The organism is Bifidobacterium hapali, from assembly GCF_002259755.1.
Classification (GTDB): Bacteria; Actinomycetota; Actinomycetes; order Actinomycetales; family Bifidobacteriaceae; genus Bifidobacterium; species Bifidobacterium hapali.
In genome coordinates this window covers 1-26139 of sequence record NZ_MWWY01000002.1, presented here as the reverse complement: position 1 = coordinate 26139, position 26139 = coordinate 1, and the positions used below count along the sequence as shown (strand labels likewise).

The following is a 26139-nucleotide window of genomic DNA, read 5'->3' as shown; positions in this document are numbered from 1 at the left end:
CGCCGTTAAGGACTGTTTGTAGGCGACGCCGAACGACGACAGTCGTGAGGCAGAAACCAGCGCGCAGCTGGCAAACCGCGTCCGCGCAGCCGTCAGGCGAGCGGACCGGTGTGCCAGATGCGCTCCAAATAATCCTCGATCGAGCGATCGGAGCTGAAGAAACCGGAGTTCGCCACGTTGAGCAGGGCCTTGCGGTTCCACTCGAGCGGGTCGCGGTAAAGCTGCTCGATCTCGCCTTGAATATCAGCGTAGGCGGAGAAGTCAGCGAGGGTCATGAACCAATCCTTGGTCAGCCAGTCGGCGACGAGCGGCGCGTAAGCGTTACGGTCACCGTTGGAGAAGGTGCCGTCGGCGACGAGGTTCACAGCCTGCTTGAGGCGCGGGTCAGCTTCGTAGTACTTGGCCGGATCGTAGCCGTCAGCGTACTGCTTCTCAACTTCTTCGACGGTCATGCCGAAGAGGAAGAAGTTCTCAGCGCCGACGCGCTCACGAATCTCAACGTTCGCACCGTCGAGCGTACCGACGGTGAGTGCACCGTTGAGCGCGAACTTCATGTTGCCAGTACCGGAGGCTTCCTTACCAGCCTGCGAAATCTGCTCGTCGAGTTCGGTGGCCGGGATGAGGTTCTGCGCCATCTCGATGTTGTAGTTCGGCAGCATGTAGACTGCGAGCTTGCCCTTGACATCCGGGTCGTTGTTGACAACGCGAGAGACGTTGTTGATCAGCTCGATGGTCATCTTGGCGAGGTAGTAGCCCGGGGCAGCCTTCGCGCCGAAGAAGACGGTGCGCGGCAGGATGTCGTCAGCCGAGACGGTGCCGTTCTTGATGGCAGCGTACTTGGAGATGACGGCGAGGATCTTCAGCGACTGACGCTTGTACTCGTGCAGACGCTTGACCATCGTGTTGAACAGCGTGTTTTCGTCAACGTCGATGCCGTAGTGCTGCTTGGCGAACGCGACGAAGTTGTGCTTGTTGGCGTTCTTGACGGCAGCGAACTTCTTGACGAATTCGTCGTCCTGAGCCAGCGGAACCAAGCCCTCGAGCAGTTCGAGGTTGGAGAGCCACTTGTCGGTGCCGAGGCCTTCGGTGATGAGGTCGGACAGGCCCGGGTTGGCGAGCTTGATGAAGCGGCGAGGGGTCACGCCGTTGGTCACGTTGGTGAACTTGTCCGGATATGCGTCGGAGAAGTCCTTGAGCGTGACATCCTTGAGCAGCTGGGAGTGCAGCGCGGCAACGCCGTTGACGTAGGAGCCGCCGTAGGTGGCGAGGTAGGCCATGCGGACCGAGTCGCCAGTGTAGATGCGCATACGCTCGATGGTCGCGTCGTCGATGCCCTTGCCCTTGAGCTCGTCTTCAAACTGCTCGTTGATCTTCTTGATGATCTCAAGGTGACGCGGCAGCAGCTCGCCGATCAGGCTGGCCGGCCAAACTTCGAGGGCTTCCGGCAGCAGCGTGTGGCAGGTGTAGTTGAAGGTCTTCTGGGTGATGGACCATGCGGTATCCCAGTCGTAGTCGTACTCATCGATGAGGATGCGCATGAGTTCCGGAATGCCGATGACCGGGTGGGTATCGTTGAGCTGGAACGTGATCTTGTTCGGGAACGTGGTCAGGTCCGGCTTGGCTTCGCCCGGGTAGAAGACGCGGATTGCGTCGTGCAGGGAAGCGGAGACGAAGAAGTACTGCTGCTCGAGGCGCAGTTCCTTACCAACCTTGGTGGAGTCTTCCGGGTACAGGATCTTGGAGATGTTCTCAGCCTTGACCTGCGGCTTGACGGCGTCGAGGTACTCGCTCTTGTTGAAGGTGAGCAGATCGAACTCGTCGTAGCTCTTGGCGGTCCACAGGCGCAGCGTGTTCACGCGGCCGGACTCGTAGCCAGGAACCATGTAGTCAACCGGCACTGCGCGCACGGACCAAGCCGGCTTCCAAACCTTCTTGCCGTTCTCTTCGACAACTTCGCCACCGAAGGAGACCTTCTGGTCACGGTTGTAATCGATGTGACCCCACGGCTCTTCGTTGTTGAGCCAGTAATCCGGCGTCTCAACCTGCTTGCCGTTCTCGTCGAACGTCTGCTTGAAAATGCCGTACTTGTACTGGATGCCATAGCCGAACGCCGGCACGCCGAGGGATGCGAGGGAGTCGATGTAGCACGCGGCGAGACGACCGAGGCCACCGTTGCCGAGGCCCGGCTCGTACTCAGCGTCGACGATGTCCTTCGGCTGGAAGCCCAGCTCCTTGACGGCTTCGTCGAACTGCTCGGTCAGGCCAGCGTTGAGCAGTGCGTTCTCGAGTTGCTTGCCCATGAGGAACTCAGCGGAGAAGTAGCCGACGGCCTTGGTGTTGCCGTTGACCATGTCCGACTGAGTCTTGAACCAAGAATCGACGAGATGGTTGCGCACTGCCTTGGACGCAGCAACATAGACGTCGGCAGCGGTTGCCTGCTCGGCAGTAACGTTCTGCGTGTACTTGAGTTGTTCGCGAATTTCGTCGGCGAACTCGGCGGTCGTGACCGGCGACTTTGGTGCGGTAATTTCAGTCATAGTGACTCTCTTTCCGTATGTGGTTTCCCTTGTTATTATGCCTTGACGCGGTGACCGGTCACCAACGTTGAGGTTAACGCTACGTGACGTCTGTATGCGTTTCCTGCGTGTGATCGCAACCCGTTCGCGCTGTTTGACGCAACGTAGTTTTGTCGTTGACGCTCGTTCATATCGGACATCGATATCCGATATGCTGGAGGCGTACGGGAACCTGACAATGACCGTTGGGTAAGGAAGGGGAATCATGATCGATTTCGGCGCTCAATTCACCAAAATGAGCAACGCGGATCTTGGGGAGGCTAACGCGCTTCTCGACGGGTTACTGCTCGACGGTGAGACAGTACATGCTGCGTTCAAAGGCGCAAACAATTATTGGGCGGTATTCGCCGATCGGCGTTTGATCACCGTGACCGCGCAAGGTATGACCGGCAAGAAGAGAGAGTACTCGACTTTACCGTATTCGAGTCTGCGAGCAACGAGCGTCACCACGGACGCCAAGATAGAACTGTGGTTCGCTGATTTGGGATTCGCTGTTCTGGGAGGGATGTCCATGCCGTACAGGCTTCGTCTCGAGTTTGTGCCCGACGTCGATGTGCGAGCTCTCGAACGTTTCGTTGTTGGCAAAATACTGTAAGGAACCAATTTTCTGTGATATTCCGGCGGAGGGTAGCCGCGTGTCCGCCGAAATGTCACACTAACAGCCCTGTTTTTGTGATATTCCGGCGGAACAATGGCCTACTCCCGCCGCAATATCACAAAAAACACCCCTCAAGCGTGACATTCCGGCGGAATATCGGCCATCATCCGCCAAAATGTCACGCTGAAGGGGCACGTTGCGTGATATTACGGCGGAGGTAAGCGGATTTACCGCCGGAATACCACGCTAAGCACCCTGTTTCTGTGATTTTCCGGCGGATGATCATACTGCTCCCGCCGCAATATCACGAGAACAGGTCGTCATGGGTCACAGGATGGAAAAATTGGCTGTTTTGCTATCCCGTGACCGCAGACATAAGTCACGGGATGAAAAATCGAGTGTTTTTGCTATCGCGTGATTATGGTCATGGTCACGCGATAGCAAAGAGCCTAGAATTTCCATCTCGTGCGCTGAAAAATAGGGAAATTGAGGTCACGCGATGGCATGAAACCGGTATCGTGCCATCGCGTGAGCATTACCCATATCACGCGATGGAAAAAATAGAGGTTTTACCATCTCGTGACCTACATACCGGAAATACATAGGCCACGCGATGGATTGAAACGGGTCAATTCCATCGCGTGAGGTACAAACATGCCTGCACTGACGAGTGAGGTACTCGATACTCGGTTCCCCTTGCCTGGGAGCAGATCAAGGGGGATTGATGATAAACTGCTCAGTCCCCTTGTCAGGAGACGTTGCCGTTAAGCAAACAGCAGAGCTGTTTGCATGCGACGTGCAAGTCGACAGGCGAACCAACAAACTGCGCGCGTAGCGCGTCCGTGATTGCAGGCGAGCATCTTTGTATCGTGCCCCCTTGGCAGGGGAGCCACGGGGCTGGCAGGTCCTGCATTACAACAAAAATCGACATTTCTGACTATTGTCAGTTTTGTCAGGAATTTGGTATCATGATCTCAATGTAAGGAGGAATCATGCCTGCCATGCTTGATACTCCCCAACACAAGGGGACAACAATTCTACGTGGCGACCGAGCGCTTGTCAGCTCTAACGGCGACGTGGTTGCGTTAAACGCCGAAGCATATGAAGCTGCTTTGAATGCGGCACTCGGCGTAATGGGACAGCGCCATATGATTACGACCGGCGAGGCTGCGAAATTACTTAATTGCTCGTCTCGTACAGTGGCGCGCATCCTTGACTCCGGCCGTCTTCCGTTCACTCGTAACGGGACCACCGGCCGTCGCATGGTCAACGTAACCGATGTAATGGACTACCAAAGATGCGAGCGTGAACAGATGAGGCAATCCCTGTCATCAATGCGTCAGGCAGCCACAGAGATGGGCTTATACGACGAGGATGATGCGGCTTACGTCGCCGATTTTGACTGAATAAGCTGGAGGCCTCACCGTGGCGAAACCCGTCGTATTGCTCGATGCAAATATATTTCCCGCAATTTGGTTGCTCGATATCATGCTCACGTTGGACGAAGAGCAGGTGATTGATGCCGTATGGTCTGAGCGTATTCTAGAAGAGACTCGTCGCGCCCTCATCGAGCGCCGAGGACGGACACCAAAGCAAGCAGATCGTTTGCTGTCATTCATCACACCGATGAATCCCACTCACTGCATCTATGGGTGGAATCAACTCGAATCGACACTTGACCTGCCAGACCCAGATGACAGGCACGTCCTTGCTGCTGCTTTAGTAGCTGATGCTGATTATATTGTCACTTACAATCTCAAAGACTTTCCAGCCGAGAACCTTGAACGATATGCAGTAGCAGCCGTTCATCCTGACGAGTTCCTGACCATGATGCTGGAGCATGATCAAGAAAACGTCCTGAACGTAATGAATGACGTCGTTGCCAGTAAGGACAACCCACCGCGGACCATGAATGAAGAGCTGAAACATCTACGTAAACTACGTCTTAATAGATTCGCTGACAGCATGGAACAGTTCATTCGATAAGAAGACTGAACTAGCGGCGAAGCTGTTTGCTTCACGGCAACGAACCAGCAATTTCAGACGCGCTACGCGCACGTTCTATTGGCTCGCCTGTCGGCGAGCACGTTGCCTACAAACAGCTCCGCTGTTTGCTTAACGGCAACGTCCTTCAAGGGGAGCCGAGACATCGTAAACGAACTCTTGACACTATTAAATCCTCCCGTTGACATGCCGGGCGACGGTGCGGTGCGCGATCATACTCCGAGTGGCGGTTTTCGCTCACTAAGGAGCGCTCAACGAGCGTTTTCCGCCACGCGATCTGGGCAGTGGCGGTTTTCGCTCGCTTACGAGGCTGTCAGTGAGAGAAAACCGCCACTACAGAAATGTCTGGACTGCTATGCGACTCGTAGGGCGGGCGTGATGATGGCACAATGGTGGCTATGGCTGTGATTCGGGAACAGGATATGGAAAAGGGTCGCCGCGCGTGGCGACAGTGGGTTGAGGCGGCGCGAGCACAGGCTGCGGCACACGCTGGCGGTGACGCGGTGCGAGCGGGAATCGCTGCATATGACCGGTCAGCAGCAGGGGAGCCGTCAGTCGCAGCACCGGCGAGCGCGTCACCGGCTACGCAGAACACACTGGCGAATGCTGCGCAACCCGACCATGTGAACGACGCCGATGCATCCGCCCTGTCGATCAGTCCGGAGCTGCCACGACCAGTGTGGGCAATGGCAGTGCGATATACCTTATTTCTATTGGAACGTCGAGCGCCGGGACCGGGCGTGGAGGTGCGCGTGGCACCGTGGGGGGCGATCAAGATCCTCGACGGTCCGGCGTCGGACCCGCATAATCTCACGCCACCGGACGTGATTGAACTCGATCCTGACGTGTGGTTGCGACTCGCGGCTGGCATCACGACGTGGGCGCAAGAAAAGGACGCCGGTCATATCACCGCAGTCGGCGAGCGCGACGATTTGAGCGATCTGTTGCCGCTGTGATGTGACGATCAACAATACGCACGCGTTTTACTGGCTCGCCTGTCGGCGAGCCGCGACCGCCAAGACACCAGAACTCACTTCGCGTAGTACTGGGCTTGGGCGTGCCATAGGGCGTGGTACTTGCCGGCCGCATCGGCGACGAGCTCGTCGTGCGTGCCGAATTGGACGATCGAACCGTGGTCAAACACCGCAATGTCGTCGCAGAATCGGCATGAGGAGAGTCGGTGACTGATGTATACGGCGGTTTTGTCGCCGGCAATCTCGTTGAATTTCGCGTAAATCTGCGCTTCGGCGATCGGGTCGAGCGCGGCGGTCGGCTCGTCGAGAATGATGAACGGCGCGTCGCGGTACAGTGCGCGCGCAATCGCGATTTTCTGCGCTTCACCGCCGGAAATCTGCACGCCGTTCTTGTCAAGTTCGCGGTACAAACTCGTATCCAATCCGCGCGGCAACGTGGCGAGCCGATCACCGAAATCAGCTTTTTCGAGACAGTCGGTTACGCGAGCGCGATCGTAGTGCGCACTCGCGGCAACGTTCTGTCCGATCGGCAGCGCGAGCAACCGGAAGTCTTGGAAAACGACCGCGAAAATATGCATATACTCGTCGTAGCGGTACTTGCGAATATCGATACCGTTAAGCAGAATCTGGCCTTCGGTCGGGTCGTACAGTCGGCACAGCAGTTTGATGAACGTGGTTTTACCGCTGCCGTTTTCGCCGACAATCGCAAGCCGCGAGCCGATACGGAATCGTAGGTTGACGTGACGCAAGGCCCACGCATCGGCCGGCGCGTTCGGATAGCGGAACGAAACGTCTCGAAATTCGACGTCATATTCTCGATCGGCGCGTTTTTCAGTGGTGAGCGACCCCTGATACATCGTGTTCGGTGTATCGAGAAAATCGAACACAGACTTCAAGAACGGCACATTATTGCGCATGTCACCGATTCGCTCCAGCAATGCGGACAGGCCGGTGAACATCGTCGTAATCGCGCCCACGTACTGCGTGACCGACCCGATGCCGAACGCACCACCCCACGCTTTGAGGCACACGAACACGTACACGATACCGATCAGCATCGTGTTCACGGCAACCGACAACGCGATCCATCGTGACATTGGGCCGAAAATCCGGCGCAAAGCAGGGGAGTGGAGATCGAACATATTATTCGCCCGGAAAAACGGTATCGCCACGCGCTCGAACTGACCGTACACGCGGCAATCCATCGCGCGCTTGTCATTGGCGAACAACATACCGAAGAAACGGAAAATACGGTTGCCAAACCGGCCATACTCCGCGTAATCAACCCAATAATGGTCGCCGTGCACATAGCAGGCTGTCGACAGCATAATGTCACCGACGAGCACAGCAACCATCGCCAGCGCAAACCACGGACTGTTCAATATCGCAAGCCAGCCCGCGTCCGCCGACACGGTGGACGTGAACAACGATACGGATAGTGCGATGCCGCCGATGATCTGGAACACGGCAGGCAACGACTGTTCGAGAATCGTCTGCGTGCTCGGCAGTCCTTTGCCGGTAAAGTTTTCGTTCTGCTCGATATTTGACACCGTGTCGAAAGTACGCGGATCGTCTTCTACCGGAAAGTCAAGATCCATGAGTTTGTCAGAAACTACAGTCATGCGGTCGAGCTCGATCGTATCGTCCGCGGCGGCTTTCCAATGATGGCAGGCGGCAGCAGCCAACGTCAGTACTACGGCAGTCGCAAGAATAAGTATTACCCATGATTTGAGCGCGGCTGGGTCGCGACGACCGGCGAGTTCGTTGATGAGCTGCGCGGAGAACCAGATCGTTGCGTACGGGACGGCCGCCTGAAGCAGCGCGTCCAGCACGGTCGCGACGAACCATTGAGGACGCATGCGCCACCACAGGCCGCATGCGCGCAGTTGGTAGCGCCATGCTTGCAGCAGGCCGTCATTTTCAGCGTTTGTTTCGGTGTTCGTATCACTCATCGTCATCCGCCTTCTTCATCGCATCGCGCTCGTCGTTGCGGTAATACTTGCTTTGCACGTTGAACAGTTGCGCGTACTCGCCACCCGCCGCGAGCAGCGCATCGTGCGACCCTTCCTCAGCGATACGGCCGTTTTTCATAAACAGAATCCGATCGCAGAACCGCGTCGACGCAAGCCGGTGCGAAATGAACACGCTCGTGCGACCTTGAGTCATACGGTTGTAATGCTGGTAAATATCGTTCTCGGCGATCGGATCGAGCGCGGCGGTCGGCTCATCGAGCAGCAGTATCGGCGCGTCCTTGTACAGCGCGCGAGCCAACATCAGCCGCTGTGTCTGCCCGCCGGACAGGTCGACGCCATCCTCGAACAGTTGCCGACCGATGTGCGCGTTCAGTCCGCCCGGCAGTGACATGATCTTGTCCGTCAGTCCAGCCTCATCAAGACATGCGCGCACACGCGACATGTCGATGCCGTCGAGCCGTTGCGCCACATTCTGAGCAACCGTCGTATCGAGTACGGAAAAATCTTGGAATACAGCCGCAAACAGCGTGTAGTAATCGCGGCGGTTGTACGTGCGAATATCCACGCCGTCAAGCAGTACACGACCGGCAGTCGGGTCCAGAAAACCGCAGATCACCTTGATCATCGTGGTTTTGCCGGCGCCGTTCAAACCAACCACGGCGATCTTTTCGCCCGGCCGAATCGTCAGATTAATATCATGCAACGTATCGTGATCAGCATTCGGATACCTAAATGAGACATGATCCAGTCGAATCTCGTACAAGTGACCCGGCTGCTTCGTGATCGGCTCACCGCTGTCCAAATCGTACGGCTCTGGCCAATCCAAAAACTCACGAATCTGCGCGATCTCCAAACTCTCTTTATTCAGCTCGCTGAACTTGTCGAGAATACCGGTGATCCACGTTGCGAAACCGCTGATCGCCGTGAAATACAGCAGAAACTGCGACGCCGGCAGGTTTTCGCTGAGCGTCAGCCAAATCAGGTACACGTACGCAATGCCGTTACGCGCGAACGTCAGCACCACGTCGATCACGTTCGCCCACATGTAGATGCGCTCGCGCTTGGTATAGAACGCCTGCAACGTGCGCATGATGCCGCTGCGCAACTCGATAATCCACGGGCGGAGGCCGAAAATACGGATGTCTTTCGCATACTCGCGGTAATCGCGGCCGCCGGCTACCTTGTGCTGCAGATAGTAGAACTGGCCGAATGCAGTTTGTTCCTCGTCGCGATGGCGATACCCCCACTCGTTGATGCGTTTGCTGGAAAAATAGCTGGCGACGGCAGTGACCAGTACCAGTGCGATCAGTGCAGGATTCAGGCTCGACAGCACGAGCAGGTAGAGCACGAATCCGATGACGTTCGTGCAAATTTCGGTATAGGTTGTCCACACTTGCTCGCCGGCGCTGTTATTGCTCATGCACGATTTTGTGGATTTGTCTTCTTTCGCGCGGAAGTTCGCGTCCAATGTGTTGATGTACGACGTGCTCGCGGTTTTCAAGCCGATCTTTTCCAGCACGCGCACGCGCACGGCGATGCGGCCGAGCGAAGTGTATGTTTCGCACCAGTCGTAGGTGGCGGCGAGCGCGACGAGCAGCAGGGTAAAGCCGCCGATCGCGAGCAGCATGCTCGGCAACGACGCATGCGTTTCGATGCGATTGAGGATTACCGGGGCCACGAACATTTCCGTGGTGGTGCGGGCTGCGGCGGCTGCGGCAAGCACGAGCACGAATACCGGTACGCTGGGGACGGATTCGCGGGCGATGCGCAGCATGAAGCGCGTGGTGGACCACATGGAGTAGCGGGGGGTTGCCGGGGTTGCTGCTGGATGAGCGGGTGACGGTGTGCCGGATACTGGCGTCGATTCAGGCGACGGAACGGTTGCGGATGCAGGTTCGCCGGATGCCGGTTCGGACGAATCGCTGTTGCGTTGTCGTTCTTCGATGTTGTCACACATTGACATTCCTTTCGCTTATCTATCATCCAGTGATAGACCACGATCGCGCGGCACGTGTGCAATACGTGACGAATCGTCAAACATCGGGGACGAAACGCACACGGCGATACAGCAGCCGCGTGGCAGAAAACGCTCGCTGAGAGTGTTCTCAGCGAGCGTTTTCTGCCACTCACACCAGTGCGCGGCGGTTTTTGCTCGCTGAGCACACCCTCAGCGAGCAAAAACCGCCACTCCGTGCTAAGACTCCGGGCTAGTGGACGCGGCCAGTCCATCCGTTACACCTTCAGACAGTTGCGTAACATGTTGGCAGCGAACCAGCAATCACTGCTGCGGCAGGAGGATCTCGGTCGTGAACGCACCATCCTCGGAGTTACGGCTCAGATATCCACCGGCGTTCTCGACAATCTCATCGATATGTAGCAATCCAAAACCGTGACCTTCACCGGACTTAGTCGTATGGAAACGACCATGATTCTTGCGTGGTTTGTGCGCACCCGTTGTATTCGTGAACGAAATATACAGTTGCGTACCTTTCATATCCATGTACACGCGAATCATGCGTTCGCCTTCGGGCAGATCGGCGTTCGCTTCGATCGCATTGTCAAATAGGTTGCCAAGTACGCAGCACAAATCAAGCTCGGAAATCCGCAGTTTCACAGGAATATGCGCGTCTACGCGTACGGCAATACCGCGCGACTGCGCAAGCGACATTTTGCTGCTCAAAATCGCGTCCGCCATCGCATTGCCTGATTTGATCGGACTATCGAGCACGATCAACTCGTCGTCGAGCTTGTCAAGATAGTCACGAATACCAGCGAGATCGCCGTTCGCAGCCAACGCTTTCAACGTTTGCAAATGATTGCGATAGTCGTGCCGCCACATGCGCATCTTCGTGTACATGTTCTCGACCTCGCGGTAATGCGTGTCGAGCAGCTCACGCTGGTACGCAGCGAGTGCACGTTCCGATCGCCTGCGACGAAACCACATCAGCCCACTCATCTCCCCTCCTCGCGCAACGAAACGTAACGTTAGTCCATGCCGATAATCGCGCGGTTAAGCGGCTCGTACGCGCCACGCGGCAAGGGGAGCACTGTACCATCAGTGAGCTCAACTGTACTGCGTGTCACGCGACGAATCATCCGCAAGTTGACAATCATCGCACGACCAACGCGGCAGAAATCGCGTCCCAACTCCGACTCGAACGCAGCCAACGGTCGCTTGACTGTGTAGTCACGCGCGCCGTGCACGGTCACATAATTGCGCCGCACATCGAGATAACGGATCTCATCTAGTGGAATCCTGACCAGTCCTTCGGCACACTCAAGGTCGAGACAACGCGCCGACCGTTGCAACCGTTCTACCGCTCGGTCGAGCACACTCGCCAGTTTGCTGGCATCCACAGGCTTCATAAGATAGTTGAGCGCCTCAACGTCGTACCCATCGGCAATGTAATCCGAATAGCCGGTTACGAACACAATCTGGACAGTGCGGCTGGTCTTGCGCACGGTTTTCGCAAGTTCGACGCCGTCCATCGCACCCATTTCCACGTCGAGCAGCAGAATATCCCAATCCTGCCGTTGATCGAAACTGCTGATAAACCGCTCGGCAGAAGGGAACGTCTCAATCTGCGCATCAACGTGACGCGAGTCAGCCCACTGCGCGGCGAGCGCACGAACGTACGCGGCGTCCGTGCTGTTGTCATCACAAATCGCGATACGCAGCATCACACGCAACCTTATGCAACCTTGAGATCGTCAATCAGCTGTAGCCGCGCGGCCCCAGTCCGACCCACGATTGACCGTAGATCATTGACCGTAGATCAGCGGGACTGCGCGGCTCGTCAACTCACTTCTTGGGCTTGAGAGCGCTCGGAATCGGCATAGGAATTGGCTTGTGTGGCTTCGGCATCGGGATTGGCTTCGCCGCAGGGAACTCGCCGCTCGTCGCCTTCGCGGCAGCCTCGGCCGCCCACTTGGCATACTCGTCGAGATCGTCGTCAACCGACGACTGAGTAGTCTCACCATCATCGACGCTCACATCATCAGCAACGTCCGAATCTGCGTCCGTATGCTGGTCATACTGTGCTTCGATATCAGCAAACGGGTCCGGCGAACCCACGCCCGGCTCCTGCTCGCTCAGCTCCTTGGCGAGCTCATCGTAATCAGTATCGGTGGTCAAATACTTGAGCTTTCGGGCAATTTTCTGCTGTTTTGCTTTCTGACGTCCGCGGCCCATGTGACCCCCTGAAATTACTGTACGTGTTGAATCATCACATAAGAGAGTACCACCTGATCACGTCTATGGGCTTGTCGTCTCGCACTTTTACGATAAAAGCGATATTTTCAGGTGTTTCAACACGCGCGACAGACGCGCAAAAGGCGGGACAACGAACCATGACGGACGAAACCCAAGAGCAGCAGATCACCGCTGCCGGTAACGAAATGAGCGCGAGCTTCCTCGCAGCGAAGAAGCGCTCCGACGAGACGCTCGCCAAGCTCGAAGCCAATCCGGGCAAATTCACGATGCTCACCGGCGACCGTCCGACCGGGCGTCTGCATCTCGGCCACTACTTCGGTTCGATTCGCGAGCGTGTCGCCATGCAGGAACGCGGCGTGAACACGAACATCATTATCGCGGATTATCAGGTCATCACCGATCGCGACACCACCGAGCATATTCAAGACAACGTCTTGAATCTCGTGCTCGACTACATGGCCGCGGGCATCGACCCGAAGAAAACCATGATTTTCACGCACTCCGCCGTACCGGCCGAAAACCAGCTGCTGCTGCCGTTCCTGTCGCTCGTCACTGAGGCTGAGCTGCACCGCAATCCGACCGTCAAGTCTGAAATGGAAGCGTCCGGCCACGCGCTTACCGGACTGCTGCTCACTTACCCGGTGCATCAGGCGTGCGACATCCTGTTCTGCAAGGCGAACGTTGTGCCGATCGGCAAGGATAACCTGCCGCATGTGGAAATTACGCGCACGATCGCGCGCCGCTTCAACGAGCGTTATGCGAAGAAGCACCCGGTGTTCCCGGAGCCGGCCGCAATTTTGTCTGAGGCACCGGAAATTCCGGGCCTTGACGGGCGCAAGATGAGCAAGTCGTATGGCAATTCGATTATGCTCGGCGCGACCGCGGAGGAAACGGCGAAACTCATCAAGAAAAGCCCGACCGATTCCGAACGCCGCATCACGTTCGACCCGATTGCGCGTCCGCAGGTGTCGGCACTGCTCACCACCGCTGGTCTGGTCACCGGGCGCGACCCGAAGGAAATCGCTGACGAGATTGGCGAGGCGGGTGCAGGTGCACTTAAGGCGTATGTGATCGAATCGGTGAACGAGTTCCTTGCGCCACATCGTGAGCGCCGCGCCGAACTGGCCAAGGATTTGGATTATGTGCGCGATGTGCTGCATGACGGCAACGCGCGTGCCAACGCCATCGCCGAGGAAACCCTTGAGCAGGTGCGCGAGGCAATGGGCATGAAGTACTGAGTGGCGAGTGGCGAGTGCCGCTCGTCGGTAGGGGGGTGAAACCGGAGTGGTTTCACCCCCCTTACTGTTATTGACGGGTGTTTATGGCGAGCGCCATTATTTGACCGCGGATTGAGAGGCAGGATCGTGGGTTTGCGTGAATTGATTTGGTAACGTTCCGCCATCTTTAACGCCTAAAACATCATATATACGGGGTTCGGGGGCATGCATGCGTTTGACACCTGCCGCTCGATCGTCAAACTACCCCTGGCATTTGTTGGAACCTGCCTCTTGAATGAGGCTCTTTTAATCTGAGAGGCAGATTTTATTGTTTGTTGGGGTCTTTCTTCAATCTGAGAGGCAGTGGCTTTCCCTCATTCCCCAATTTCGGGGGTGTATATGGGTGTTATGCGGCTTTGCTCCGGCATTGACTGCCTCTCAGATTGAAGAAAGACCTCGGCAAACAATAAAACCTGCCTCTCAGATCGAAAAAGCCCACATTCCTTCCTCTACACACTAGCTTTCTTGCCATCAATTCATACTTCAGTTCGCGAAAGGGGACTAAATTCATTAACACGCTAATGGCGCAAAACGCATGTAACTTGATAAGCGCATCAAGTTATCCACATATCCACAATTAGGCCCATCGCCAGTAGCATATTGAGAGTAACCCACGTATGGTCAGCAATGTGACCAATGATGCAATCTCATTAACAGCTCTTACCGAGCTTAAAGCCATGCGAATGAACGCCTGTGACGAACTGCAGCGACGCAGCCGCCAGCCGTTCGTATATGCCCGAGACACGGCGCTGGAATTATTGGGCATTGAGAAGCCACGCTCATATGCGCGATCGAAACACCGAGGCTGCATTCAAGTGGTTGTACCTTCACTGGCCAAACGCAGCCACGTATCAAATGTGCAATATCTAGCGTGGACTGGCCCTATCGAAACCATTATCGTTGGCCGTAAATTCGAATGCTTGACGCCAGTATGCGCGTGGGCTCATTATGCATCCGTGTTGACGCTAGATGAGCTGATCATACTCGCAGAATCAATGATGCGTCGCGACCGACGGCTCAAAAAAGCTGAAATCAGTGATTTCACCCGATTCATCAATCAGGCAAAACGGTTTGAAGGCATTCGCAAATGTCGGCGCGCTCTGAGAGTGATTCGGGAACACACGGACTCGTCAATGGAAACGCGCACTCGACTTGCGCTCATGCGCTATGGGCTGCCGTCACCAGTGGTAAATTACGAGCTGCAAGTACCAAACACATCGCGTACGCTATTCCTCGATATGGCATATCCAGCATTACACATCGCCGTCGAATACGACGGTAACCATCATCGGTTTAGCAGTGCTCAAGTATTAGCAGACGATAAGCGACGAGAAATGATCGAAGCAGCTGGATGGGCGTATATCAAAGTCACATTTGTCGATTTACGCAATGAGCTCGCTGAAGAAGAATTGGCTCAGCGGGTAGCTACCTCGATAGAACGGGTGCTTCATGTGCCAATTCCGTTAGAACCGAGGCTTTCCATTGAACAGGTGAGTGACGGTCACCGATTGCAGCGTAAGCCACTATGGGATCTTTCTCTAAACTGAGAGGCAGATTTTGCGTATTGCGGGGGTCTTTCTTCAATCTGAGAGGCAGTGGCTTCCCTTCATTCCCCAATTTCGGGGGTATATATGGGTGTTATGCGGCTTTTGCTCCGGCACTGACTGCCTCTCAGATTGAAGAAAGACCCCAACAAACAATAAAATCTGCCTCTCAGATTAAAAGAACCTCATTCAAGAGGCAGGTTCCAACAAATGCCAGGGGTAGTTTGACGATCGAGCGGCAGGTGTCAGACGCATGCATGCCCCCGAACCCCGTATATATGATGTTTTAGGCGTTAAAGATGGCGGAACGTTACCAAATCAATTCACGCAAACCCACGATCCTGCCTCTCAATCCGCGCCTCGCAGCAAAACACGATACCCCCTCCCTTAAGCCATAAAAAGTTCCCACCGACAGACCCGCCAACCGTTAAATGTCATAGCGCCACGACTTGTCGGTGATCACGCGGGCCATCGCCAAACCAATCGGCAAACACACGATCACCATAAACGCACGGAATCCCCAATCAAGCGTGGATTGAATGTCGAACGAGCCAAGATGGAACATGGCCTGATACATATACAGACCAGGCACCATGATCACGATCGACGGCACAGTCAGGCAAATGCGCGGATACCCGAGGTGTGGCGGCAACCACCCGTGCCGCACCGAGGACCGCCACGCTGAAGCCAACAAGCCGGCGAGCAACGCGCCAATAAACGCGCCAGCTTCCGGCGGCACGCCCATATCCACAATTTCCAGTCGCAACGTGTCGGTAATCGCGCCAATCACCGCCGCGGTCAAGCACATACGCTGTGGCGAGTTGAACATAATGGAGAATCCCCACACCCCGAGGAATGCGAACACGAAGCGCAGCAGTCCATTCACCCACGCGTTCAACCCAAGCGGCTCGAACCCTTCGGGGTTGAGATGCACAATTGTGGCAACCATCCATCCGGCGAGCGTGGCCATCAGCACGATGCACAGGAAGTACGACAGGCGTTGAATACCGGACGGGAAATCGATTTTCGCCATGTCAAGACCGCTGGTAATGAGCGGAAATCCTGGGATAACGAACAGCATCGCGCCGATATATGCCGTGTCGTGTTGCAACGCGACCGGGTCGAACAGGCCGATGAGTCGTAGCGTTCCCGTGCACGCGAGCGCCGCGACCGCAACGCACACGAACGTGACGAAAAATTGGTTGAGATGATGCGCGAACAGCCGTCGACGCAGCCAATGACCGAGTCCAGCACCGACGAACGCGCCGACCATGTCGTAAGGCCCGCCGCCGAGCAGGAACACGAAGGATGCGCAGGCGATTGCGGAGGCGAGACCGGCGAAAGCGGGGGAGTAGAGCGGCTTGCGATGTTCGATCATGTCGAGTCGCTCGTGAGCTTGGCGCACGGTGATGCCCGGCCGGCCGGTTACGCGCTCTTTGCCGACGTGGTCAAAGTGGGCTGCATACTCGCCTTTTGGAGGCTTGTGCGCATGCGTATGTTTGCGCGCGTCGCTGGTGGGCACGAATCCGTCGTCGACTAGCGCTTTGCTGTGGCTATTGCTGCGATGGGCTGTAGTGCGCGGTGCGGTGCCGTGAGATGCGCTCACGGCACCGTCCGCAACCTCGTTGTGTGACGCTGCGGCAGTATCCGCAGATGACGAGGCGGTTTTGCCGGCTTGATCGGCGGCTGCGCGCGCAGCCAATGATTGAGTCATCGCTGACTGCGACCAGTCGGTTTCATGCACGGCGAGTTGCGGCGCGATCGGCTCGCCGGGGTCGATGTGTGCACTGGCTGCTTCGAGCGCGTCGAGTACGGCGTCTTGCCCTGGCTCATCTACGCCGGTTTCCGATTTCTTGCCGTCAGGATGCGCATCTCGCTCTTCTTCGCGCAGCTGCTTGGCCAGTTCGGCGGATACCTGTGACGCGTCCTTGCTGTCGAGGTGTTGCATGAGCCCTTTCGACACTTCGGGCCGGCTGTGGTACATGGAGTCTTCGCCGAGGTTGACGCTGAACCAGTCGGCGTAGTGTTCGAGTAGCCAGATTCGTTCGGTATTGACGCCGGTGGTCGGCAGATCGATGACCTCGGTGATGCGGTCTTTGCCGTCGGTGCAGGCGGCTTCGATGTCGGTGAGGTTGACGTCGGCACGCACGTGCACGCCGAGCGGATAGGCGATGCGGTGCATCATTTCGCGCACGCGGAATGATCCGGTGCCTGCGGAAAGATCAAGCAATCCGACGCGCACGATAACGCTGGCTTTAGCGGCGATACCTGCTTCGGCGATGGGCTTGTCCCAGTCACGCTCGATGTCTTCCATGTCGAGCGGGATGGAATGCGTGTGGAAATGCTGTACTGCGACGGCGCTGCTTTCGCCGTCCTCTCGTTCATATTGATGCCCCTGACTCACGATTTCAGGTTTACCGCGCGCCGTGGGCGAACAGGTAAACGACCACAATTGAGTCCGTATCGTGGACACAGCTGTCTCATATACGCGCGACACGCACAGTCCACACACAGACACTGCACAGCCATAAATTCCATAACCCGAAACTCGTAACCTAACTGTCGATTAGCGAGTTTTACAATAGCCCCACAACCGTTGAACCAACGGCTTTGGGCTTGCAACGGCCGGCCAACACAACCGCGGAGGAGCCGCGGATGACCGGTAGACCGAGCAACCGGGAGTTCAGCAAAGGAGGTCTGATGACAACTAATGATCAGCAGATCACGCCCGCCGACGCCACTATCGTGACGTCCGGTTTGGGGACCAAAGGCCCCGAAGAGCGTGATCTTCCCGAATCCCTCAAATACGACATGGATCTGTGTCTGCGCATCCTGCGCGATGTGCTAGGGGAGTTCGATCCCGATCTGCTTTCCACATTCGACACGGTACGCAATTACGCCGTGGAAGCCAGCGCCGAGCATTTTGAAGGCATGGTTGACCCGAATCCCGATCAGGACGGTCTCAAAAAGGCTGTGGAAACCATCGATGCCATGTCGTTGCATGACGCGCAACTGCTTGCCCGCGCGTTCACCACATACTTCCATCTGGCGAACTTGAGCGAGGAAAACTACCGCGTCTCCGTCCTGCGCCAGCGTGAAAACGAGGTTTCCGGCGACCAAGCGTACGATCCGGTCAACGAAATGACCTCCGCCTACCACCAGCTCATCAACGAGATGGGCCCAGCCAAGGCGCGAGATCTGCTCGAAAAACTCGAGTTCCATCCGGTATTCACTGCGCACCCGACCGAAGCTCGCCGTAAGGCTGTCGAGGGCAAGATTCGTCGTATCGCGGAACTGCTTGAGCAGCATCGTGCGCTCGGCGGTTCGGATCGCAAGGAAAACAGCCGTCGCCTGTACAACGAGATCGATGCACTGTTCCGCACGTCGCCGATCGCGCTGAAGAAGCCGACGCCTGTTGAAGAAGCCGACACGATTCTCGACATTTTCGACAACACGCTGTTCACCACGATTCCCGCCGTCTACCGTCGCTTCGACGACTGGGTGCTCGGTGACAAGGCCGGCCTCGTCGAGCCGGTTTGCCCCGCGTTCTTCCACCCGGGCAGCTGGATCGGCTCCGACCGCGACGGCAACCCGAACGTCACCGCGAAGGTCAGCCGTCAAGTCGCCCGCAAGTTCTCCGATCATGTAATCGCCGCTCTCGAAGAGGCCACGCGCACGGTCGGCAAGAACCTGACGATGGAAACTGGTACCACGCCAGCCAGCGCAGAACTGCTCAACCTGTGGAATCATCAGAAGGAAATGAGCGAGCGACTGACTGACAAAGCCGCGCTCATCTCTACCAAGGAAATGCACCGCGCAGTCATGCTGGTCATGGCCGATCGTCTGCACTACACGATCGCGCGCGACGCCGATCTCATGTACCACTCGGCCAACGATTTCCTCGCTGATCTGAGGGTCGTGCAGCGTTCGCTGGCCGCAGCTGGTGCGCGTCGTTCCGCGTACGGCCCGCTGCAAGATCTGATCTGGCAGACCGAAACGTTCGGCTTCCACATGGTCGAAATGGAGTTCCGCCAGCATTCCGTCGTGCATTCGCGCGCGCTTGAAGACATCCGCGAGCATGGTCTGCACGGCGAACGCGGCCCGCTCCAGCCGATGACTCACGAGGTGCTCGACACGTTCCGCGCGCTCGGTTCGATCCAGAAGCGCAACGGTATCAAGGCTGCGCGCCGTTACATCATCTCGTTCACGAAGTCCGCACAGAACGTGCGCGACGTGTACGAGCTGAACCGGCTTGCATTCGCGCATCCCGAAGACGTGCCGACGATCGACGTGATTCCGCTGTTCGAGCAGCTCGAAGATCTTGAGAATTCCGTGAACGTGCTTGAGGAGATCGTCAAGATTCCTGAAGTGCAGGCGCGACTCAAGGCCACCGGCAACAAGATGGAAGTCATGCTCGGCTACTCCGATTCGTCGAAGGATGCCGGTCCGACTACCGCAACGCTCGCTCTGCATTCCGCCGAGCAGCGCATTGTCGCGTGGGCCGAAGGTCATCACATTGATCTGACGCTGTTCCACGGCCGCGGCGGTGCCGTTGGCCGCGGTGGTGGCCCAGCGAACCGCGCGGTGCTTGCCCAGCCGAAGGGCTCGGTGAACTGCCGCTTCAAGCTGACCGAGCAGGGCGAAGTTATTTTCGCTCGTTACGGCAACCCGGTTCTCGCGGTGCGTCATATCGAGTCGGTTGCGGCGGCCACGCTGCTGCAGTCTGCGCCGAGCGTCGAGAAGACGAACACTGAGATGACCGCGAAGTATGCGGACATGACGGCAAAGTTGGATGAGGCTGCACACAACCGCTTCCTCGATTTGCTGCAGACGCCGGACTTCGCGCCGTGGTTCTCGACCGTCACGCCTCTGACCGAGGTTGGCTTACTGCCGATCGGTTCGCGTCCGGCCAAGCGCGGTTTGGGTGCGAAGTCGCTCGACGATTTGCGTACGATTCCGTGGGTGTTCTCGTGGGCGCAGGCGCGCATCAACCTCGCTGCTTGGTACGGCTTGGGTACGGCGTGCGAACAGTTTGGCGATTTGGAGACGCTGCGCGAGGCGTATGAAGAGTGGCCGCTGTTCTCGACGTTCATCGACAACATCGAGATGTCGCTGGCGAAGACTGACGAGCGTATTGCCAAGATGTATCTGGCGCTCGGCGACAACGATGAGCTGTCGAAGAAGGTGCTTGACGAGATGGAGTTGACCACGAAGTGGGTGCTCAAGATCGTCAACGACAAGTGGCCGTTGCAGCATCGTCATGTGCTCGGTCAGGCGATTCGCGTGCGTTCGCCGTACGTGGATGCGCTGTCCGTCACGCAGGTGCTTGCGTTGCGTTCGCTGCGTAAGAAGGTGGATAAGGAAGAGCTCTCGCAGAGCCAACAGGCTGGATTTATCTACCTGATCCTGTGCACTGTTTCGGGTGTCGCAGCCGGCCTGCAGAACACGGGCTGATGTTGAAAAACAGTCCGGTGGACTGTTTTTCAACATCAGCCTGAGCGAACCCGATAGGGTAAGCGAAGGTCGAAATAGGTCCGAACGCAGTGAGGTCCTTTATTGCAGGGGCCGAAGGCGAGCAGTTGAAAAACAGTCCCATAAGGAAAGGGCTTCCGCTCAATGAGCGGAAGCCCTTTCCTTTTTCTCTCGATGATGCAGTCGCCGCAAGTCGCCGCGACCACTCATCGCATTCGTCCCCCAATCAATGCCTCAATACTCACTTACCGGCACACCATCTCCCCTTTCAAGAATTCTGTCGCGCAACCGCCTGCAACCCCACATCACCGCGCAAATACAACGCTATCTTGCAGTTCTAGGTTTTTCGCAGTATTAATACGACAGCAAGCCCTTGAACAAGAAACATGCAAATCGTTGCAATTCCGCCATTTGTACGACATCGATGGCATAGCGGAAACCTCTTTTGTTCCTCGAATACCAGCCATTATTACCTAGAACTGCAAGATACGGTACAAAACAGGCCAAAATTCCGAGTTAGAACGCATAACAACCCCATAATGGACCACATCGTCCGCCCCTACATCGCCGCTGAGCGGGGCAGAACACGCATCACATCAGCAAACCGCCCCGTACATAACCCCTAAGTTAGAATGGCTCCCCTTGTCCGAGCCAACAAAACGCGCGCAGCGTATCTGAAACTGCAGGTCGAGCTGTCGTCGTAGACGACTGAGGGGTAATTACACCCTTGGAACGTTCCGAAGGTGCAACTACCCCTCAGGCCGCTTCGCGGCCAGCTCATCCTGCAATTAAGGACGCGCTACGCACGTCCCCCACCCCACTACAGCAGTTTTACGCTTACGCACCAATCAGGCTGAGCATCTGTGTGACGCTCTTCTTGCCGAATTCGACCTGCTGCGAACCATCAGGGCGGTTGATGACAATGCACGGCACGCTCATTGCACCATATTCGTCCTTGAGTTCGGGGAAGTGCGAGATGTCGTATGCTTCCGCACGTACACCCGGGTTGAGCGAGGCAATGCGCTGCGAGGCGAGCACTGTTTCTGGGCACATCGTGCAGGTGAGCGAGACGAGGATCATGATGTCGGTCGGGCTTGCCGCAACCGCGCGCGCCCGCAGATCATCATCCAACGGCTGACCCGGACCGGCAGCGTTGTACAAGCCAAGTACGAACGAGTTGAACTCGTGGCCGCTCGGCACCCCGTGGAATGCAAGCCCGGTTGCGACCAAGCGCCCGGCATCCTCATCCCACACGCACAGTCGCACGCACGGCCGCGCACCCGGGAGCACACCAGCCGCATCGAACTCAGCACGCCCAGTCTCATCCAGCGAACCGTAGGCCGGCAGCACCGACTCATCATCGCCTGCTGCGCTAGCAGCGGCACCGTCACCGGCGCCAGCACCCTCGAAACCGGCCGGCAGCGCAATCGTCACCGGTTCACCAACAACCACCGCACTCGGCACATTCGCACCATCCACAGCCGTGACCAATCCAGCCGCATCTATCGCAACCGAGTTCAGCTTGCCGTCAGACAGCGCAACCATCTCGCCGATAAATCCTTGCAATTCCGCCGAAAGTGGCGTGTTATCCAGCTCAAGAGCGAGCGTAATCGGACGAGTCATGCGGCCAAACACCACGTTCAACTGCTGTTTGATCGCGTCGGAGAACAGTTCGCCCGGCTTGCGCGCGGCCGCACCGGCAGCGGCAGCCGCGTCCGCACTACGCTTGACCGGCGCGGGAGCCGGCGTCGTGCCGGACTGCGCGGGAGAAGCAGCAGCGGTAGCAGCCGCAGCCTCAGCCTGCTCGTACGCCGAGGCCGTCGGGCGCGGCGGAACCAGGCCGGTTTTCTCGCTCATCGACTTCGCGTACCGCTCAAGTTCGACGGCTGCGATCGCACCGTCAGCGGTCGCCGTGACGACCTGACGCAAGTTTTTGACGCGCAGGTCACCGGCCGCGTACACGCCCGGCACCGACGTTTCGAGATAGTCGTGCGTGACGACGTATCCGTGCGAATCCAGTTCGACGATGCCGCGCACGAGATCGGTCGCGGGCACGTATCCAGCGAACACGAACACGCCGAACGTACCGTCGTCGGCCGGCTTCCACGTTTCACTCTCGCCAGTTGCAACGTTGCGAATCGTGGCCTCGCGCAGACCGCCCTGGCCAGCCGTCACGCCGTCAAGTACCGTGTTGTACCGCACTTCGATCTTCGGATTGCGCTTCGTTTCGGCCGCGACGGACGCATCGCACGTAAAGTCCGGTTCGCGCACGAGCACCGTGACTTTGGACGCGTACTTCGTCAGGAACACGGACTCTTCAGCCGCCGCGAATCCGCCACCGATGACCAGCACTTCGCGACCGGTGAAGAACTCGCCGTCGCAAGTCGCACAGTAGGCGACGCCGCGACCTGCGTACTCGGCCTCACCCTCGAAACCGAGCTTGCGCGGAGACGCGCCAGTAGCGAGCACAATACCGAACGTTTTCAAGTCACCGCGCGACGTGTGCACGGTTTTGATATCGCCGTCGACGTCGAGACCGGTCGCCTCGGCGGACAGGAATTCCGCGCCGAAATCCTTCGCCTGCTGACGCATGGTCTGCGTGAGCGCGCGGCCGGTCGTGCGACCCACACCAGGATAGTTGACGACTTCGTTGGTGATGGTGATCTGCCCGCCGAAATCGTCCTTTTCGAGGACGAGCACACGGTAGCGAGCGCGGGCGAGATACAGGCCCGCGGTCAGTCCCGCCGGACCGCCGCCGATTACGACCACGTCGTACAGATTGCTGGTGTCAATGCTGGTATCAGTCATGAACAAGCTCCTTATCTACAGAAACAGAGATGAAAAACGGCTCCCTCAAGCGAGAGAGCCGTGGAATACGTCAGATCAGAGCAGGCCGACGAGGTCAAGGCTCGGCTCGATCGTGTCCTCACCAGGCTGCCACTTGGCCGGGCAGACCTGATCGCCGTGCTCGTACACGAACTGCGATGCCTGCACGCGACGCAGCAGTTCGTCCGCGTTACGACCGACGTTCGAGGAGATCACTTCGTACGCCACCACGCGACCTTCCGGGTTGACGATGAAATCGCCGCGCTCGGCCATGCCGTCAACTTCGTTGTAGGTGTCGAGGTCGCGCGCGAGCAGTGCGGTCGGATCGGCGAGCATCGGGTACTGGATCTTCGCGATCTTCTCGTTCGCGTCGTGCCATGCCTTGTGCACGAAGTGCGTATCGGTCGACACGGAGTAAATTTCGCAGCCGATCTTCTTGAAGTCCTCGTACTTGGCGGCGAGGTCCTCAAGCTCGGTCGGGCAGACGAAAGTGAAGTCGGCCGGGTAGAAGAAGAACACGGACCAGTGGCCGAGAACGTCGGCCTTGGTGACCTCGTGGAATTCGTTGTTCTGGAATGCCTGGACCTTGAAATCAGTGAGTTCGTGCTGCAGAAGAGTCATCATCGTTCCTTTCCGAAACAGCGCGGCACATGCGCAACGACGGCGCACGCGTGAACTGTTTCACGATTTCGTCCGAAAGCCGGACGCTTCGGACACTGATTTAATCGTATCCTGAACGCACGCGCCACGCACAAAACTGTGCCGCAAGCGCACATGAGAATTATCACATCGCGATTGTGAGACGGTGAATCTCATCGGATCGGCCGTTTGTCGCTGGCTCGCGCACTGTGAGCGGTATCAGCTGCTGATGGAAACGCTGGAAATACTGACTGAAACGCCCATCACATAACGCCCGTGTTCTACTATGGATTCGTTTATGGACTCGTTTGGACCAAGTCAATCGACCCAATCAATTAGACCCAGTCGAAGAGGAGCATGATGTCAGAAGACCAGTTCGAACAGGAAAATGCTTCGGCCGCGGCGTATGATTCCGCCGACACCACAAATCAACCGCACGAATCGACCGCAAACTCGACGTGGAGTCGCATGTTGGCCGGAAACCGCCGGTTCGCGGAAGGCAAGCCGGAGCATCCGTGGCAGGATACGACGACGCGCGAGTCGCTCATCGATCGGCAGAATCCGGACGCGGCGGTACTGTCGTGCTCGGATTCGCGCGTGCCACCGGAGATCGTGTTTGACGCTGGCCTCGGCGATCTGTTCACTGTACGAACGGCTGGTCAGATTCTGGACGACGCGGTGATCGCAAGCCTTGAGTACGCGGTGGTGAAGCTGCACGTGAGTTTGCTGGTCGTGCTCGGCCACGAAGGTTGCGGTGCGATCGACATGGCCGCGCACGAGTTGGACGATATGATCGCGGCGACGACGGACAATGCGGCTGGTTCGCTGGAAGCTGCGGACGCGATTGACGATCTGGATGAGCGGATTGCAGAGGCTGAGTCGATTGTGCTGCGGTCGGTTGGTATGTCGGTATGGCAGGCGCGACAAGCTGAGTTGGATGCGCACGAGGATTTCGAGCGCGTGCATGTTGCGCACACGATCGAGGAGTTGGTGACGCGTTCTGAGGTGATTCAGGATGCGCTGGCTCACGATCAACTGATGATCGTCGGCGCACGCTACCAGCTGTCCACCGGCAAGGTCGAGGTGTTGAGTTTCTAGGCGGCTAGGGGTTCTGGGGGTTGTTAAGCCAAAACTGGCATTGATCCTTCCCTCGGTTCCCCCTGTCAGCGAACCCGCCCCAGCGAGCGTTTTCCGTCACTCACCTCTGTTAGTGGCGGTTTTCTCTCACTGAGACGGGTGTCAGTGAGCGTTTTCTGCCACGCAATCCAGACAGTGGGGGGTGGTGCTGTTTTCTTGGACTGTGATCCAAGGAGGAAACGGCCATGGCGAGGTACAGCAAGGAGCAGCGTCGGCGTGCGGTTGAGTTGTATGTGCGGTACGAGTGCTGCGCTGCGGATGTGATCCGCGAGCTGGGTTATCCCAGTCGGGAAGCGTTGCGCATGTGGCACCATGACTGGCTCGAGGAGCAGAGGACTGGGGTGCCGTCGAGTCGTGGGGAGCGGTATGCGCGCTACACGGCGGAGCAGAAGCGGGCGGCAGTGGATCATTATCTGACGCACGGGCGGCGGGCGAGCCGTACAATCCGCCGGTTGGGGTATCCGAGCAAGACGCTGCTGGCCGCGTGGATCGACGAGCTCGCGCCGGGCGAACGTCGTCTGTGCCATGGGCCCATACCCGAGGAGCTCAAGCGTGAGGCCGTGCTCCGGGTCGCGTCCGGCGAGATGAGGTCGCGTCAGGCGGCGGAAGAACTGGGCGTGGATTCATCAGTCGTGAGAAACTGGAAGCGGCAATTGCTCGGCGAGACGAAAGGGGCCGCGGTGGCGAAGGACGAACCGGAACGCGAGGATGCCGCTCCACAGACGGATCCGGATGCGCTGCGTGGCGAGATCGCCGCGCTGAACGCCGATCTGAAGCGATTGCGCGCCGAATACCGGGCGATGGAGATCAGGCTGGCGATCATGAAGGGATCGGCGGAACTGGTGGGAAAAGAGCCGGGCGCAGACCCGGACAACCTGACAAGCCGGGAAAAGACGATCCTGATCA

At 57.5% G+C, this 26139-nt stretch carries 17 protein-coding genes and 1 pseudogene; 9 read left to right on the top strand and 9 right to left on the bottom strand.

What is annotated here, in order from left to right; all coding sequences use genetic code 11:
• Nucleotides 1-92: 92 nt before the first annotated feature.
• Nucleotides 93-2537, bottom strand: coding sequence for a glycogen/starch/alpha-glucan phosphorylase (locus BHAP_RS00285; protein WP_094728517.1), 2445 nt, complete (start codon nt 2535-2537; stop codon nt 93-95).
• A gap of 244 nt (nt 2538-2781) precedes the next feature.
• Here BHAP_RS00285 and BHAP_RS00280 point away from each other — a divergent pair, with 244 nt between their 5' ends.
• The 4 genes and pseudogenes from BHAP_RS00280 to BHAP_RS12025 all read left to right on the top strand — a co-directional run.
• Entirely contained in the window at nt 2782-3171 is a 390-nt protein-coding gene (locus tag BHAP_RS00280; RefSeq protein ID WP_094728515.1) for a PH domain-containing protein, read from the top strand.
• Nucleotides 3172-4166: 995 nt separating this feature from the next.
• On the top strand, nt 4167-4580 hold the full coding sequence (locus BHAP_RS00275; RefSeq protein ID WP_094728513.1) for a helix-turn-helix domain-containing protein: 414 nt from the start codon (nt 4167-4169) through the stop codon (nt 4578-4580).
• Nucleotides 4581-4599: 19 nt separating this feature from the next.
• Nucleotides 4600-5160 carry a PIN domain-containing protein gene (locus tag BHAP_RS00270; protein ID WP_094728511.1) on the top strand — a complete coding sequence of 187 codons (561 nt, stop codon included), beginning with the start codon at nt 4600-4602 and terminating at the stop codon, nt 5158-5160.
• A gap of 665 nt (nt 5161-5825) precedes the next feature.
• A pseudogene (locus tag BHAP_RS12025) lies at nt 5826-6134 on the top strand (sterol carrier family protein); the annotation flags it as partial.
• 74 nt (nt 6135-6208) lie between these two features.
• Here BHAP_RS12025 and BHAP_RS00260 read toward each other — a convergent pair.
• The 5 genes from BHAP_RS00260 to BHAP_RS00240 form a co-directional block, all read right to left on the bottom strand.
• Nucleotides 6209-8104 (bottom strand): ABC transporter ATP-binding protein, encoded by a 1896-nt coding sequence (locus tag BHAP_RS00260; RefSeq protein ID WP_094728507.1) that lies wholly within the window; start codon nt 8102-8104, stop codon nt 6209-6211.
• Nucleotides 8097-10082 carry an ABC transporter ATP-binding protein gene (locus BHAP_RS00255; RefSeq protein WP_211279646.1) on the bottom strand — a complete coding sequence of 662 codons (1986 nt, stop codon included), beginning with the start codon at nt 10080-10082 and terminating at the stop codon, nt 8097-8099. Before BHAP_RS00255 ends, BHAP_RS00260 begins: the two co-directional genes overlap by 8 nt.
• A 321-nt stretch (nt 10083-10403) precedes the next feature.
• Nucleotides 10404-11081: a sensor histidine kinase gene (locus BHAP_RS00250; protein WP_244569181.1), complete on the bottom strand. Its 678-nt coding sequence runs from the start codon at nt 11079-11081 to the stop codon at nt 10404-10406.
• A 29-nt stretch (nt 11082-11110) separates the two neighbouring features.
• Entirely contained in the window at nt 11111-11806 is a 696-nt protein-coding gene (locus BHAP_RS00245; protein WP_094728506.1) for a LytR/AlgR family response regulator transcription factor, read from the bottom strand.
• 121 nt (nt 11807-11927) lie between these two features.
• Nucleotides 11928-12317 carry a DUF3073 domain-containing protein gene (locus BHAP_RS00240; RefSeq protein WP_094728504.1) on the bottom strand — a complete coding sequence of 130 codons (390 nt, stop codon included), beginning with the start codon at nt 12315-12317 and terminating at the stop codon, nt 11928-11930.
• A gap of 158 nt (nt 12318-12475) precedes the next feature.
• Between BHAP_RS00240 and trpS the strand changes: the two genes are divergently transcribed.
• Nucleotides 12476-13576, top strand: a complete 1101-nt coding sequence (trpS, locus tag BHAP_RS00235) for a tryptophan--tRNA ligase (RefSeq protein WP_094728502.1) — start codon at nt 12476-12478, stop codon at nt 13574-13576.
• A gap of 668 nt (nt 13577-14244) precedes the next feature.
• Entirely contained in the window at nt 14245-15162 is a 918-nt protein-coding gene (locus tag BHAP_RS00230) for a hypothetical protein (protein ID WP_143248693.1), read from the top strand.
• Between the two features lie 424 nt (nt 15163-15586).
• On the opposite strand, the gene BHAP_RS00225 is transcribed toward BHAP_RS00230, so the two are convergent.
• On the bottom strand, nt 15587-17473 hold the full coding sequence (locus BHAP_RS00225; protein ID WP_094728552.1) for a threonine/serine exporter family protein: 1887 nt from the start codon (nt 17471-17473) through the stop codon (nt 15587-15589).
• 386 nt (nt 17474-17859) lie between these two features.
• Between BHAP_RS00225 and BHAP_RS00220 the strand changes: the two genes are divergently transcribed.
• Nucleotides 17860-20613 carry a phosphoenolpyruvate carboxylase gene (locus tag BHAP_RS00220; RefSeq protein ID WP_094728499.1) on the top strand — a complete coding sequence of 918 codons (2754 nt, stop codon included), beginning with the start codon at nt 17860-17862 and terminating at the stop codon, nt 20611-20613.
• Between the two features lie 855 nt (nt 20614-21468).
• Here the strand turns inward: BHAP_RS00220 and BHAP_RS00215 are convergent.
• Nucleotides 21469-23439: an FAD-dependent oxidoreductase gene (locus BHAP_RS00215; RefSeq protein ID WP_094728497.1), complete on the bottom strand. Its 1971-nt coding sequence runs from the start codon at nt 23437-23439 to the stop codon at nt 21469-21471.
• 75 nt (nt 23440-23514) lie between these two features.
• Nucleotides 23515-24078: an alkyl hydroperoxide reductase subunit C gene (ahpC, locus tag BHAP_RS00210; protein WP_094728495.1), complete on the bottom strand. Its 564-nt coding sequence runs from the start codon at nt 24076-24078 to the stop codon at nt 23515-23517.
• 486 nt (nt 24079-24564) lie between these two features.
• Here ahpC and BHAP_RS00205 point away from each other — a divergent pair, with 486 nt between their 5' ends.
• Both BHAP_RS00205 and BHAP_RS00200 read left to right on the top strand, forming a co-directional pair.
• Entirely contained in the window at nt 24565-25194 is a 630-nt protein-coding gene (locus BHAP_RS00205) for a carbonic anhydrase (protein WP_169713128.1), read from the top strand.
• 224 nt (nt 25195-25418) lie between these two features.
• The coding region (locus BHAP_RS00200; protein ID WP_143248692.1) for a transposase at nt 25419-26139 on the top strand (721 nt) is incomplete at its 3' end.